Below are 14,964 nucleotides of genomic sequence, written 5' to 3'. Positions count from 1 at the left end.
TCACCATGAACCGTGCGTTTCTTTACAATGTCAGTGCAAATGTGATGACGTTTTTCTTGATGATGCTGATGTCTGTTTGTTTAACGCCTTACATTGTTCATACACTTGGAGTGGAAGCGTTTGGTCTGATTCATCTGACGCAAAATATGATCAACTATTTATCGGTCATTACGGCTTCATTAAGTGCTGTGGTGGTGCGTTTTTTTTCTGTTGCGGCTCATAAAGGAGAGATGGAACAAGCGCAGCGCTATCTCGCTTCCTATTTTGTCAGTTCTCTTCTTTTATCCATCTGTCTTTTTTTACTTTGTCTATTCATGTCTCAGCAGCTGGTTGACTGGCTTCATGTGCCTGCTCATCTTGCAAAAGATACACAGATCGCCTTTGTGTTAGGGGGTCTTTTATTTATGCTCAATTTCGTCATGTCTGGTATTGGGGCGGCACCGTTTTATGCGAACAAATTATATGTATCGAGTGTTGGACAGGCCATTCAGATGTTTGGCAGGGCGCTTGTGATTGTACTGTTATTTACTGTGACGACACCAGCCATCTGGCATATTCCGCTTGCAGCCGTTATGGGGAGTTTCGCCGCTTTGGGAATGGGTCTCTATTATTTTAAGAAACTCATTCCTTGGTTTTCGTTTAAGTGGCGGTACGTTTCTTTATCTTCAAGTCTCACGCTGGTTCGATCAGGGGTGTGGCATTCATTTGAGCAAATGGGCATTTTGTTGTTTTTACAAATCGATTTATTGATGACCAACTTACTGATTGGGGCAGAAGCGACTGGACAGTATGCCGCCATTTTACAATTTCCATTATTATTGCGCACCCTTGCAGGGACACTTGCGGTTGTGTTTGCGCCAACGATCACAAAATTATATTCAAATCAAGACGAGCAGGGGCTCATTCAATACGCCGCCAATGCCATGAAATGGAGTGGTTTATTTGTGGCATTCCCCGCGGCTCTGTTAGGAGGTCTTGCCGGTCCGCTCATGCTGTTATGGCTTGGACCAGCCTTTGAGGATCTAAAATGGCTGCTGATGATTCATGCGGCTTATTTGTGTTTCACGTTGATGTTTTTACCGCTGACCTATGTACCGACTGCCTTTAACCGATTTAAAGTGCCGGCGGTTGTGACACTCATATTAGGCGGTTCCAATGTCCTGTTCGCCTATGGACTGACTCACCTACTTCAGCTTGGGTTATATGGCATTGCATCAGCAGGGGCCGTTGTTTTATTGATGAAAAATATCGTTTTTCTCCCATTGTATACAGCCAAGATCACGAAACAGAAAAGTACCATCTTTTACAAACATACAGTCGTTCCGCTGTTTGGGGCTCTGTTTATATGGGGGATCTGTGCCGGCATTCAGGCTGTGTATGATGTGACGAGATGGTGGGAGCTATTTTGTATTGGCGGAATATGTTTCGTTCTCTACTTAGGCTATTTGTATCAATTTGCAGGAACAAAACAAGAGCGGATACAGCTCATGCGTAAGGTGAAACAAGCTGCTATTGAACGGGCTGTCTCTCGCTAGTGTGGAAAGGAGAAGCAATGATGAAAAGAATAATAGATGTGGTCGTGGCTTTGACCCTGCTCATCGCAGGCAGCCCCCTTTTCCTTCTCATCTATGGACTCATTCGGTGGAAAATCGGAGCTCCTGTGGTGTTTCGACAAGAACGACCTGGTCTGTACGGACAGCCGTTTATGCTTTATAAATTTCGGACGATGACCGAGGAACGCGATGAACATGGCGTACTGCTTCCAGACCATCTTCGATTAACAAAAACCGGCGCCTTTATTCGTAAGCTCAGTCTTGATGAATTGCCGCAGCTTGTCAATGTACTCAAAGGGGAAATCAGTCTCGTTGGACCAAGACCGCTTTTAATGGAGTATTTACAAATGTACACAGAGGAGCAAGCGAAGCGTCATCTTGTGAAGCCTGGTATCACTGGATGGGCCCAGGTGAATGGGAGGAATACTCTCTCTTGGGAGGAGAAATTCACCTATGACCTCTGGTATGTAGAGCACCAATCGTTTTGGCTCGATATGAAAATCTTATGGATGACCTTGCTGAAAGTCATCAAAACAGAAGGGGTGCAGCAGCCAAATCATGCAACAGCTGAAAAATTCAAAGGAACCGATACGTAAAGAGCAGCCCATTGGCTTAATAGGGGCTGGTGGACACAGTAAGGTTATACAGGAGTTGATTTTTTTGCATCCTGATTACTCATTGGGTGCTGTACTAGACGATCGATTTGAGGAAGCTGACACTCAAACCGGCATTCTGTATGGTCCCATTTCTATGAGTCAAAAGGTAAGAGATGAAATACCTGATGTGCAATGGCTGATTGCCATTGGGCAAAACGAAATCAGACAGAGGATCAAAGAACGTCTCGCATTTGAAGAGAGGGCATTTGCCACACTGATTCATCCAGAGGCAGTTGTGAGCTCGTCAACGAAGGTTGGCCGAGGAACGGTTGTGATGGCAAGGGCTGTTGTGCAAGCAGATGCAGTAATTGGTGAGCATGCCATTATCAACACCGGTTCTATCGTGGAGCATGACTGCTTTCTCGAATCCTTTACGCACCTATCCCCGGGAGCTGTGCTCACCGGCTGTGTCTCTGTGCGAGAGGGTGCTCATATTGGAGCTGGGGCTGCTGTCATACCTGGCAGAACCATTGGAAGCTGGGCAGTGATCGGCGCAGGAGCGGCAGTGACCCGAGATATACATGATCAGAAAGTCGCCGTAGGCGTTCCTGCAATTGAGATCAAAGATCGAAGAGAAGGTGGGAAATCATGAGAGACAGGAAACGAATCTACTTATCTCCTCCTCATATGAGTGGAAAAGAACAGATGAAAATAGAGGAGGCATTTAAGAGCAACTGGATTGCACCATTAGGACCGCTTGTAAATGAATTTGAGCAAGTAGTCGCAGATTATGCAGGGGTGAAGAGAGGAGCAGCATTATCTTCAGGTACAGCGGCCATTCACCTTGCCTTAAAACTCATTGGTGTTCAAAAGGGAGATATGGTCTTTTGTTCCACTCTCACATTTGTTGCCAGTGCAAATCCTATTTTATATGAACAAGCGACGCCTGTTTTTATTGATTCAGAAAAAGAGACATGGAATATGTGTCCGCTGGCGTTAGAGAAAGCCTTCGCTGAAACAAAACGACTTGGGAAAAGACCCCGTGCGGTTATTGTCGTTCATTTATACGGACAAAGTGCGAAAATGGATGAAATCATAGCGGTGTGTGAGGCATATGATGTGCCAATCATTGAAGATGCGGCTGAATCGTTAGGCAGTATATATAAAGGAAGAAAAAGCGGTTCAATGGGCAGGTTCGGTGTGTACTCTTTTAACGGAAATAAAATCATTACAACATCAGGAGGCGGAATGCTTGTCAGTGATGATGAAGCCGCCATCGACCGCTGCCGATTTCTCGCGTCACAGGCAAGAGAACATGCTCTACACTATGAACATCAAGAGGAGGGATATAACTATCGGATGAGCAACCTACTCGCAGGTGTAGGAATTGCACAAATGGAAGTGTTAGAGGAGCGTGTTCAGCAAAAACGCCGCATTTTCGAGCGTTATCAAGATGCTTTAGCCGATATTGAAGGCATTCAATTTATGCCAGAATATCAAGAAACCACATCAAACCGCTGGCTGACCACATTCACCATTGATCATCATGCACAGATGTCTCCAGTAGAGATGATAGATGCTTTAGAACAAAAGCAGATCGAAGCAAGGCGTGTATGGAAGCCACTGCATCAGCAGCCGCTCTTTCATGGTTGTCCTTTTTATACAACAGCCGATGAAGTCCCTGCATCTGAGTTGTTATTTGAGACAGGTCTTTGCCTGCCATCTGGTACAAGCATGACAGACGCGGAACAGGAGCTTGTCATTGATACACTGTACAACGCTCTGCAAAAGAAAGCATTACCCTCCACATAGGCTGCTCGTTCATCAGCAGCCTGCCTCTCTTTTTAACAAATTTCTTAATTTGTGGAATAATAAGGAATATATATTGTCATTTCGTTTCAAATATGATATTGACAACGGTGTCCTTCCTCCTTAAAATGAAAATGATTATCAGCATCAATTAGGAGGAGCAACTTATGTCTATTTGGAGTAATTTTCCGAAAATTAAAATAAATGCAATATTACCTATCCTACTGATCTTCTTACTAGTAGGCTGTTCTCAAGCAAATAATGGAGCAAGTGGAGACAAGGATCATCCCAATATGATCACCATGGCATGGCCAAGAGATATTGGCGAAATGAACCCGCACATATACAATCCATCACAATTGTTTGCCCAATCCATGATTTACGAACCATTGGTGAGCTATCAAAAAAATGGAAAGCTTAAACCTGAACTAGCAAAATCATGGGATGTTTCCAAGGATGGCAAGGTGTATACGTTCCATCTAAGAGACAATGTCACGTTCTCAGATGGATCTAAATTTAATGCGAATATTGTGAAAAAGAATTTTGATGCGATTTTAAAAAACAAAGAAGTACATAGCTGGTTAGGTGTCATAAAGAAAATCAAAAAGACAGAAGCAGTGGACAAGCAAACGTTTAAACTCACATTAACTGAGCCTTATTATCCAACTGTTCAAGAGTTAGCTGTTGTGCGCCCCGTTCGTTTCCTAGGCGAAGCAGGTTTTCCAAAAAACGGAGATACATCAAAAGGAATCGAAAAACCAGTGGGGACAGGTCCTTGGGTATTAAAGACGTACAAAAAAGATGATTACGCGATCTTTGAACGAAATGACCACTACTGGGGAGAGAAACCAAAGGTCAAAGAAATCAAAGTGAAGGTCATTCCAGATGCCGAAACAAGAGTGATGGCATTTGAAAAAGGCGATGTAGATTTACTTTATGGAGAAGGAACGATTAGCCTCGATGCTTTTAAACAATTAGAGGCGAGCGGCAAGTATGAAACAAAGATGTCAGAGCCTGTAGCCACAAGACAGCTTGTCATGAACACAAAAATCGATCAGCTGTCAGATGAGAAAGTGCGTCACGCTCTTCAGTATGCGATCAATAAAACATCATTGGTGGAAGGTGTGACCTCTGGTTTAGAGGATGTAGCAGATCACATCTTGCCGACCAACATGCCATATACGTCAGGCATCCGGGTGAAATCTTTCCAATATGATGTGGACAAAGCGAAGGCTTTACTGGATGAAGCAGGCTGGACGCTTCCGAAAGGAAAAACCATACGCGAAAAAGACGGAAAAACGCTTGAGTTTAGTATGATGTATGACTCAGCAGAATCGATTCAAAAAACAATGGCTGAAACACTGCAGGCAGAATGGGCAGCCATTGGGGTCGGCGTCAAACTTGAAGGTGTCGAGCTGGCGACGCAGGTTCAGCGGTTTAAAGCGAACAAGTTTGATATGAACTTCTTTAGCAATTATGGAGCGCCGTATGATCCGCATACATTTATGAACGTTGTCTCATCAGATGGTTTTGGATTCAAAGAGGCGATCTCAGCGTATCCGAATAAAGATAAGCTGATCAAAGAAATGACGGAGATTCCATCAACAACTAATGAAAACAAACGTAAAGCACTTTATTCGTCCGTCTTATCATCCTTGCAAGATCAAGGGGCGATTGTGCCAATTTCTTATTTTAAAAAGACAGCTGTTTATCAAAAAGATGTGAAGGACTTTGATTTCCCTGCGAATCGAGATGAACATCCTTTCACAGGCATCAAGCTGAAGTAACAGAAGGAAGGTAAGCAAATGAGCCGCTATATCATCAAACGAATGTTATCCATCATTCCTGTATTTCTACTAGCCACACTGTTCACAACTGGCATGATTCATCTGTCACCAGTTGATCCAGCGGAGGCATATTTAGCAGCGGCTCATATTCAGCCTACTGATGAGGTATTAGCCCAAAAACGAAGTGAATTTGGTTTAGATGAACCTTTTTACATGCAGTACCTTCATACGATTGGAAAAGTCGTCCGTCTTGATTTTGGGCGGTCGTATATGACCAATCAGCCTGTGCTTGATGAGGTGATCTATCGAATACCTGCGACGATTCAATTGGCGTTCACTAGTCTGCTGATCGCAATTTGTGTCAGTATCCCACTGGGCTTTTTCAGCGGGTTGAGAAAAAATGGCGTTGTAGATCATGTGAGCCGGATGATTTCCTTCCTAGGAGCATCTATCCCGACCTTTGTTTTGGGATATTTGCTCATCTTCTTTTTTTCAGTGAAACTCGATCTTTTACCTGTTGAAGGTGTTGGTACATGGGAACATCTTGTACTGCCATCCATTACCCTGGCTGTGCCGTTAATTGCGATGTATACGAGATTATTGCGAGCGAGTGTGAGTGAGACGCTTCACGAGCCTTTTGTTCAATATGCGAGAATGAGAGGGTTAAAGGAACAATCGATTATGTTCAAACATGTCTTCAGAATGGCAATATCACCAATGCTGACAGGACTTGGCGTGAATCTTGGCAAGCTGCTCACAGGGACTATTATTGTAGAGGCTGTTTTTTCATGGCCTGGATTTGGACGATTTTTTATAGAAGCGATCTTTAACCGGGATCTGCCGGTCATTCAATTTTATGTGTTGATGGCGGCGTGTATCTTTATCTTAAGTAGTTTGATGGTTGATCTCCTTCAGCTGCTCATTGACCCCCGTATTTCTAGAAAGGAAGGCCGCCAGCCATGATGACAAAAGTAAAACACCTCTTCTATCATCAAAAGATGATCTCGATCTGTGTGGTGCTGCTCGGTCTCCTGCTCATTGTGACGGTATGTGCACCATGGATCGCTCCGCATGACCCTTCTGCTGTTAATCTTGCAATGAAACTAAAGGGTTCTTCATGGGAGTATCCTCTAGGCACCGACCAATTGGGAAGATGTAATTTATCTCGTATTCTATATGGTGCTCGTATTTCACTAGGCTGTGCGTTGTTAATCTTTGTTTCCTCTCTATCTATCGGTTTAATCGTAGGGCTGATATCTGGATATAAAGGGGGCTGGATCGATCACGTATTGATGAGATTGTGCGACGGGGTCATGGCATTTCCGAATTTGGTACTGATCCTTGGATTAGTCGGTATTTTTGGACCGGGGCTTTCTCAAGTGGTGCTGGCTTTGATGCTTGTACAGTGGGTGTATTACGCTCGCGTCTTTCGAGGGATGGTCCTTAGTTTAAAAGAACAAAACTTTATTGCAGCTGCGAAGATTAGTGGTACTTCCCATTGGAATATCATGAGAAAGCATATGATTCCGAATGTACTGCCGCCACTCGCAGTTGTGGGCACACTTGAAATGGGCTGGGCGATTATGGACATTTCCGCCATGTCTTTTCTAGGCTTAGGGGTTCAGCCACCTACGCCTGAATGGGGAGCGATGATCCATGAAGGAAAATCTTATATTCAAACAAATCCTCAGCTGATGCTTTATCCGGGCCTTGTGATTATGGCTGTGGTCATTCTATTCAACTTACTGGGAGAAGCCCTTTCAGAGAAATATGGCATCAAACGTCGTGTGTAAAGGAATGAGTCAGTTGGAAGAGTCTATTTTAAACATAGAAAACCTGCATGTGCATACGAAAACGCCGCAAGGAACCATTTCTCTCGTTCAGGAAATAGCATTTGAGGTAAAGCGCGGTCAAATTGTTGGATTAATTGGTGAGAGCGGATGCGGAAAAACGGTGACAAGTATGTCGATCTTAAACATGCTTGATCGAAAAACAACGGAAGTGACAGGCAGTATCACTCTACAAGGTCGAGAATTGATCGGTTTGAGTGAACAGCATATGCGGTCTATTCGTGGCAAAGATCTCTCATATATCATGCAAAATCCAATGAATAGCTTTACGCCTGTATGGACGATTGGACATCAATTGATTGAAACAATCCGCAGGCATACAGCTGTCAGTAAAAGGCAGGCACGGGTCCAGGCAATTAAAGCCTTAGAGAAAATGAACCTGCCCCATCCAGATCAATTACTGAGTAAATACCCTTTTGAATTAAGCGGGGGGATGCTCCAGCGTGTCATGATTGCTATGGCTGCCTGTATGCATCCGCCTCTGATCATCGCAGATGAACCGACAACCGCATTAGATGTACACAATCAGAAGCTGGTGCTTGAGCACTTGAATCAAATTCGTCATGAATACGGAACGGCGATTTTGCTCATTACCCACGATCTTAGTGTGATTGCAGAAATGGCAGACGAGGTCGTGGTGATGAAACAAGGAAAAATCGTTGAAAAGGCTGAAGTTCTTGAGCTTTTTGAACACCCGAAGCATGATTATACAAAGAAACTTTTAGCAGCTCGTCCATCCATGCCAGCTGTTTGCACGATTTGAGGTGAGAAGACCGTTGCATTTAATAGAAGTGAAAGCAGTTAGTCATTCATATGGCAACCGATCGTTTCTGATGAGGACAAAAGGGAGAACCCCTGTCCTGAAAAACGTTCATTTGACCATTGAAGAAGGCACTTGTCTTGGATTATTAGGTCAAAGTGGCGCAGGGAAAAGTACACTCGGCCGCATCATCCTTGGACTAGAGAAGCCGAGGGTCGGACAAGTTCTGTTTGAAGGTCAGGATATCATTCGTGCAGATCAGCGGACACATCAGCATTTCCGCCGACATGTACAAGCGGTATTTCAAGATTCATATTCAGCGGTTAATCCAAGGTGGACAGTGGAACAAATTCTATCTGAGCCGCTTGAAAACTATGAACCAATGACCCGTAAAAAACGTCAGCATATACTCATTCACTGGTTAGAAAGAGTAGGGCTCAGTGAGCAGGATTTGTCCAAGTACCCATACCAATTTAGCGGCGGCCAGCTACAGCGGATCAACATCGCCAGAGCACTGGTGCTTCAGCCAAAGCTCATTGTGCTGGATGAATCAGTCAGTAGCTTAGATATGGTTACGCAGGCAGTCATTTTAGATTTGTTAGTCGAATTAAAGAAAGAGCTGAAGCTTGCATACTTATTTATCACACATGATTTGACAGCGGCCTATCATTTAAGTGATCAATTAGCGATTCTTGATCAGGGTGAACTTGTGGCTCAGTTTCAATCGAAGGATGATTTCTTTCTATCAGAGCACGAAGCTGTGCTGAAAATGAAGGAGGCAACGCTCGCCAGCCACCCTTTGTCTCGAACGATTGGCAGGCCGGTTCGTTAACTTTTTCATTCCCTCAATGCCTCTTTTAAGAGAGGCTATTTTTCATGAAAGGCAGGTGGCATCGTGAACCATCGAGCATATTTAGCTTTGGCGATCCCTTTAACCATTTCAACGATGACCACGCCATTACTTGGAGCTGTCGATACAGCAGTTGTTGGCCAGCTTGCCAACCCCGCTTATATAGGAGGCGTCGCAGTCGGCAGTCTCATTTTTAGTACATTGTACTGGCTGTTTGGCTTTTTACGGGTAAGTACATCTGCTTTTGCCGCCCAAGCAAACGGAGCGCAGAACGAGGAGCAGGGTGTTCTTGCTTTTCTAAGGCCTTTTTTGCTGGCTATTATCGTCGGGCTTTGTTTTATTGCTCTTCAATGGCCCATTATTCAATCCGCATTATGGATCATCTCTCCTGCTGCTGATGTACGCGAATATGCAGCGGACTATTTTCATATTCGGATCTGGGGAGCGCCATTTACCTTGATGAATTACGTCATACTTGGCTGGCTGATGGGGATGGCAAAAATGAAAGAAGCCCTTTCTTTACAAATTTTGATCAATGTCATGAATATGATCTTGGCATTGATCTTAGTTCATGCGTTTTCTTTTGCCGTCAAAGGTGTGGCAGCGGCGACATTGATCTCTGAACTCACTGCTTTTGTGTTAGGGGCCTGGATCATCTTGAAGCATACGTCAAACGGTTTTCGGATGCCGTCTATCCAGCAGGTGATGGACACACGTGCAGTAAAGAAAATGTTTCATGTGAATAAAGACTTGTTTATCCGAACGATCTGTCTGCTTGTTGTGATCAACATGTTTACAGCAAAGGGAGCTTCTTTCGGAACAGAGCAATTGGCGGCGAATGCTATTTTATTTCAAATTCACTACATCATGGCCTATTTGTTCGATGGATTTGCCAATGCGTCCAGCATCCTTGTCGGTAGATCAGTAGGTGCGAACGACCGAGCGCTTTATGATAAAACATTAACCCTTTCGAGACAATGGGCAGTTGTGATGGCATGTGTCATTGCGGCAGGTTACTTTTTCTTTAAAGTACCGATTTTAAGCCTGTTTACAAATTTGCCTCAGCTTCTTGATGTGACACTGCAATATGCCGATTGGCTCGTTCTTTATCCGTTTGCTGCTTGTTTTGGCTTGGTGATTTATGGTGTATTCACAGGTGCGACAGAAATTGCTCCTGTTAGGAATTCAATGCTGTTTGCGATGATTTTGTTTGTGGCTGTTCAGGCGGCAGTCATTCCGATATGGCACAATCACGGACTATGGTTTGCCTTTATCATTTATACTGTAGGGCGGTCCGGCTTTTTGATGATGTACAAATCGAAGCTGGATCAAAAGCTTTTCCTGCATGAAAAACACCCTTTGCAATCATGAGAAAGGGTGTTGTTTTTCGTCCATTTATTCGCTTTCTTTTTTCACCTTTTGGTACGCTTCATCGAGATGCTGAATTCGCTTCAAGACAACAGCATTTTTCGTCAATTGGTCCTGCACAAGTGTAGAAACCACCGAACGATAATAAGCGTTCATGGCATGAATCTTGTCTTCATGTTGATTCATGGCAATATGCTGTTTTAAGTTATCAATAAAATATGGAACGGAAAAAAGTTCAGACATGGAAATCACTCCTATTTCGTATATACGGTCCGTCAATCTTCATGTAAAATGATGAGAGGGAGGGGAGACAATGAGCCTTAAACTGCAACAAGAACTAGTATTAAAGCAGGTACTCACGCAAGAACTCAGGCAGGCGATTACGCTGCTGCAATTGAATTGTGCAGAGCTGGGTGAGTATCTTGATCAGTTAGCGCTTGAGAACCCTCTGATTGAGCGGAAAGACACGGACAGCTATCAACCAGTTTATCATAAAAGAACGCAAGATCGAATGACAGAGCCGTATCGTACGCATCAAAAAGAAAGCCTGCAAATGTATTTAAAGAGACAGGCCATTGATTTGAATTTAAGTGAAAAGAATCAAAGGATTTTTCAATTCATGATTGAGTCCATTGATTCCAATGGTTATTTAAATGAATCGGTTGACCAAATGGCCGCTGTGTTACAGGCTTCGGCAGAAGAAGTAGAGGCCGTTCTTCATCAGCTTCAATCATTAGAGCCTGCCGGTATTGGCGCTAGATCATTGCAAGAATGTATCCTGCTCCAGCTTAGACGAAAAAAGGAACGCTGGTATGAAGCAGAGCTGATCATCGAAGGGCATTTCTTTCTGTTCGCAAGGAAGGCTTGGAAGGAAATCGCGGCAAAAACAGGTATACCTTTGAAAACCCTGCAAGCCATACAAGATGAGGTGTCGCTTCTCGAACCAAGACCAGGCCTTCATTTCTCTTATGAAGAAGAGGATGTGTATATAGAACCAGATGTGTTGATTACAGCTGCGGGAGGTCACATCACATTCGAGCTGAACCAGCGTGCTTTTCCGGACATTGAAATGAATGAAGGGTATTTCGCCATGATTCAAGATCAAAAGCGGCATGAAGCATATGCATATTTAAAGGAAAAGCATCAGCAGTACAATTGGCTTGTTCAAGCGCTGAAGCAGAGAAAACAAACGATGACAAATGTCGTTCGTGAGATTATCTTACAACAGACTGATTTTTTCCTGACAGGGAAGCATAAAATGAAACCGCTTACTATGAAGCGGGTTGCAGATATATTACAAGTGCATGAGTCGACAGTGAGTCGAACAGTCAAAGGGAAAATGGTGCAGACCCCTTATGGGTTAATGGAAATGAAACAGTTTTTCCAAGCGAAACTAGAAGGGCATTCGCTCGAAGAAGCATCCAGCTACACAGTGAAGACCCACATTGCAGAGCTGATTCAATCAGAAAATAAGAAAAAACCGTATTCAGATCAGCAAATCATGACGCAGCTTCAGCAAACCTTTGGTATCCGCGTCTCTCGCAGAACCATTGCCAAATATCGTGAACAAATGAACCTTCCGTCTTCCACGCTGCGGAAGCGATATGATTAAAAAGAAGCACATGCCAGAAACAATGGCACGTGCTTCTTTTTTGATGAGTGGAAGAGTGATAGAAGATTTCTTGAGAATTGAAAAAAGGGAAGACGTGTGATTTGAAATTTTGGGGTAAAGTATAAGATAGGGCATGAGCCGATAGGGTAGACAACAGTGATGAGGTGAGACCAATTGAAATATAAACAAATCAAAACGAAAAAAATATATGAAGAAATTGCGGATGCATTAGTCGAATCCATTCGAACGGGGGAGCTTCTTCCGGGCGAAAAATTAGACTCGGTTCAAGCACTTTCTGAAAACTTTCAAGTCAGCCGTTCCGCTGTGAGAGAGGCGCTGTCCGCTCTGAAAGCGATCGGATTAATAGAGATGAAGCAAGGAGAAGGCACATATGTGAAGCAGTTCGATCCTGAGCAGCTCACATTTTGTTTATCTCCTGCTTTTTTGATGAAGCAGCAGGATATCACGCAGCTTCTTGAAGTGAGATCAATCATTGAATCAGGTGCTGTCAAAAAGGCAGCATTGCTGCGGACAGACGAGGACCTCCATCGACTGCATGAGGCACTAGAACAAATGAAGCGTGCAGAAGCGCATAAAGAAATTGGTGAAGAGGCAGACCTCGCATTTCATCTTGCCATCGCTAAAGCCTCAAAGAATCATTTACTGGCGGCGTTAATGAATCAGGTCTCATCCTTATTAATTGAAACGATGCGGGAAACGAGAAAAATCGTGTTATTTTCAAGAAAAGCGTCCATACGTCAGCTTTATAAAGACCATGAACGTATTTATCAAGCTGTCATGGACAAGCAGCCAGAAGAAGCGGAGAGGGCGATGCTTACACATTTGGAAAAAGTAGAACAACTTCTTGGTGATGTGCTGCAAGAACAGGAAGGAAAGCCAGATATACAATAAGCTGTGCCGAAAAACGGCACAGCTCAGCGTGTAGACAAACCCTCGCATTCTTTGTCAGTCCTGCGCGCTGGTACTCACGATTGTCAAATTCGCTCCGTGCCAGTGCTCGTCCTTCCTAGACTGCAAAGGTTTTCTATCACGCTGAAAAGAAGACAAAGGGCTAAAATAAAGGTCATTTTAGCCCTTTGTCAACAATCTAAGCTGTGCCACATAAGGGCACAGCTCTATTATTGAAGAGAAATATGCAGCTTTTTCATTCGATATTGCAGACTTTGCCTGCTCATGCCCAATATCTTTGCAGTCTGTGAAATATTGTCGTCCATTTTATTTAAGTAATGGACGATGTATTGTTTTTCAAATCGTTCCATTTGGGTTTGGAAGTCAGTTGTATGATCTGAGCTCGTGTAGACAAACGTATCAGCTGCAGCTGCTAGATTAAGCGGACTCTTCTGCATGTGTTCACTAGGACGTCCTTCTCCTTGCTTGAAACGGAAATGGTAAGGAAGGTGATGCATGCTTAAGTATTTTTCGTCCATCATCATATTCATTCCAGCCTCAATCACATGCTCCAGTTCTCTTACATTGCCCGGCCAATGATACGCTTGGAACAGGGCAAGTACCTCTTCATCAGCCGCCTTCACATTCATTTGAAACAGTTCATTATATTTTTGAATAAAATGCATGACAAATGTGGGGATGTCTTCTTTTCGCTCAGAGAGTGGCGGGATAAACAAGGTGACAATGCCAAGCCGGTAAAATAAATCCTTTCGCATTCGTCCACCTGCGATCGCATCCACAGGGTCCTCATTCATATTAGCAATCACTCTCACATCAATGGCGATTTCCTTTGTGCTGCCTAACCTTCTTACACGTTTCTCTTGCAAGACGCGCAATAGTTTTGCTTGAAGAGCTGGGTGTAATGAGTTGATCTCATCTAAAAGCAGAGTCCCTCCTTGTGCTTGTTCGAATAGACCGGGCTGATCTGTTGCCCCTGTAAAAGCCCCTTTTTGTGTTCCAAAAAGCAGACTTTCAATCAGGTTATCAGGCAGTGCTGCACAATTCTGCGTAATAAATGGTCCAGATGAACGGCTGCTACCATTATGAATGCTTTGTGCAAATAGCTCTTTCCCCGTCCCTGTCTCACCAACAATTAGCACATAAGAAGAGGTACGTGTGGCTCGTTTCGCATGTTCAATCACTTCTAAAAAGGGAGGACTCTCCCCAATGATTGAATCAAATGTAAAGCGTGTGTTTCCTTTTTTCTTCATATTGTGATGAATGAGCCGTTCCAGTTTCGTGACATCATTCGAAATTTCAACCGCCCCTTGAATCAAACCGTCTCGAACGAGCGGGTATGTATGGTTAATCGTTGTGATTTCTTTTCCATTGTAGTTGTGATACGTCTGCTTTGCATGAACCGTCTGTTTCCCGGTTCGCAGCGCTTGGACAAGTGTACTGTGCATCTCATCCTGAAACACAAAGAGGTCTAAGACATTTTTATAAAGGACATCAGAACGTTTTAAAGATTCGATCTCCATCATTTTTTTGTTATAAACAATGGTATTTCCATTTTCATCAATGGCGTGAACCCCAACATCAATTAAATCGAGCATTTGTTTATATAGATCAATCTCATTTTCGAACTTTGCGGTATGCTGATCTTTTTTCACTTGCGCCACCTCCAGACATTACCTCTATTTTACATGAAAAATTTTGCGGTTTCCTCTAAAAAAATTTGCATATGCAAAATTATTTTGCGTTAAAGATGAGCACAATCCTAGATACAGAGCGATCACTAAGTTGGCATGATCCTTGCATAATATAAGAGTGAAGATGAACCCAATCAAAAGAGGCAAGCTTATAGAAG

Annotated in this window: 14 protein-coding genes; 12 read left to right on the top strand and 2 right to left on the bottom strand. The window is 43.5% G+C overall.

Annotation, left to right across the window (positions count from 1 at the left end):
• Nucleotides 1-5 precede the first annotated feature (5 nt).
• From MHI58_RS16495 to MHI58_RS16450, 10 genes are all read left to right on the top strand, one after another.
• Nucleotides 6-1,535 (top strand): MATE family efflux transporter, encoded by a 1,530-nt coding sequence (locus MHI58_RS16495; RefSeq protein WP_113766934.1) that lies wholly within the window; start codon nt 6-8, stop codon nt 1,533-1,535.
• 20 nt (nt 1,536-1,555) lie between these two features.
• Nucleotides 1,556-2,149, top strand: a complete 594-nt coding sequence (locus tag MHI58_RS16490) for a sugar transferase (protein ID WP_017359198.1) — start codon at nt 1,556-1,558, stop codon at nt 2,147-2,149.
• Nucleotides 2,112-2,801: an acetyltransferase gene (locus MHI58_RS16485; protein ID WP_113766935.1), complete on the top strand. Its 690-nt coding sequence runs from the start codon at nt 2,112-2,114 to the stop codon at nt 2,799-2,801. Before MHI58_RS16490 ends, MHI58_RS16485 begins: the two co-directional genes overlap by 38 nt.
• Complete coding sequence (locus MHI58_RS16480) at nt 2,798-3,961, top strand: DegT/DnrJ/EryC1/StrS aminotransferase family protein (protein ID WP_113766936.1); 1,164 nt, start codon at nt 2,798-2,800, stop codon at nt 3,959-3,961. The genes MHI58_RS16485 and MHI58_RS16480 overlap by 4 nt, the downstream gene beginning before the upstream one ends.
• A gap of 164 nt (nt 3,962-4,125) precedes the next feature.
• Nucleotides 4,126-5,745 (top strand): nickel ABC transporter substrate-binding protein, encoded by a 1,620-nt coding sequence (gene nikA, locus MHI58_RS16475; RefSeq protein ID WP_041507794.1) that lies wholly within the window; start codon nt 4,126-4,128, stop codon nt 5,743-5,745.
• 18 nt (nt 5,746-5,763) lie between these two features.
• Entirely contained in the window at nt 5,764-6,708 is a 945-nt protein-coding gene (gene nikB, locus MHI58_RS16470; RefSeq protein ID WP_045034029.1) for a nickel ABC transporter permease subunit NikB, read from the top strand.
• Nucleotides 6,705-7,538, top strand: a complete 834-nt coding sequence (gene nikC, locus MHI58_RS16465; RefSeq protein ID WP_045034030.1) for a nickel ABC transporter permease subunit NikC — start codon at nt 6,705-6,707, stop codon at nt 7,536-7,538. The genes nikB and nikC overlap by 4 nt, the downstream gene beginning before the upstream one ends.
• A 4-nt stretch (nt 7,539-7,542) precedes the next feature.
• Nucleotides 7,543-8,358: a nickel import ATP-binding protein NikD gene (nikD, locus tag MHI58_RS16460; protein ID WP_181566810.1), complete on the top strand. Its 816-nt coding sequence runs from the start codon at nt 7,543-7,545 to the stop codon at nt 8,356-8,358.
• Between the two features lie 13 nt (nt 8,359-8,371).
• Nucleotides 8,372-9,187, top strand: coding sequence for an ABC transporter ATP-binding protein (locus MHI58_RS16455; protein WP_039169190.1), 816 nt, complete (start codon nt 8,372-8,374; stop codon nt 9,185-9,187).
• Between the two features lie 63 nt (nt 9,188-9,250).
• Entirely contained in the window at nt 9,251-10,576 is a 1,326-nt protein-coding gene (locus MHI58_RS16450; protein WP_045034032.1) for an MATE family efflux transporter, read from the top strand.
• 24 nt (nt 10,577-10,600) lie between these two features.
• Here the strand turns inward: MHI58_RS16450 and yvfG are convergent, their stop codons facing one another.
• Nucleotides 10,601-10,816 (bottom strand): protein YvfG, encoded by a 216-nt coding sequence (gene yvfG, locus MHI58_RS16445; protein WP_017359206.1) that lies wholly within the window; start codon nt 10,814-10,816, stop codon nt 10,601-10,603.
• A gap of 70 nt (nt 10,817-10,886) precedes the next feature.
• On the opposite strand from yvfG, the gene rpoN reads away from it, so the two are divergent.
• Nucleotides 10,887-12,185 (top strand): RNA polymerase factor sigma-54, encoded by a 1,299-nt coding sequence (gene rpoN / locus MHI58_RS16440; RefSeq protein ID WP_045034033.1) that lies wholly within the window; start codon nt 10,887-10,889, stop codon nt 12,183-12,185.
• A 174-nt stretch (nt 12,186-12,359) separates the two neighbouring features.
• On the top strand, nt 12,360-13,097 hold the full coding sequence (locus MHI58_RS16435; RefSeq protein WP_045034034.1) for a FadR/GntR family transcriptional regulator: 738 nt from the start codon (nt 12,360-12,362) through the stop codon (nt 13,095-13,097).
• Between the two features lie 227 nt (nt 13,098-13,324).
• Here the strand turns inward: MHI58_RS16435 and MHI58_RS16430 are convergent, their stop codons facing one another.
• Nucleotides 13,325-14,767 carry a sigma-54-dependent Fis family transcriptional regulator gene (locus tag MHI58_RS16430; protein ID WP_082055546.1) on the bottom strand — a complete coding sequence of 481 codons (1,443 nt, stop codon included), beginning with the start codon at nt 14,765-14,767 and terminating at the stop codon, nt 13,325-13,327.
• Nucleotides 14,768-14,964: the final 197 nt, after the last annotated feature.

It is taken from the genome of Bacillus sp. FSL K6-2869 (genome assembly GCF_040869405.1).
GTDB classification, from domain to species: Bacteria; Bacillota; Bacilli; order Bacillales; family Bacillaceae; genus Bacillus; species Bacillus altitudinis.
This window is presented reverse-complemented; position numbering and strand designations above follow the sequence as displayed.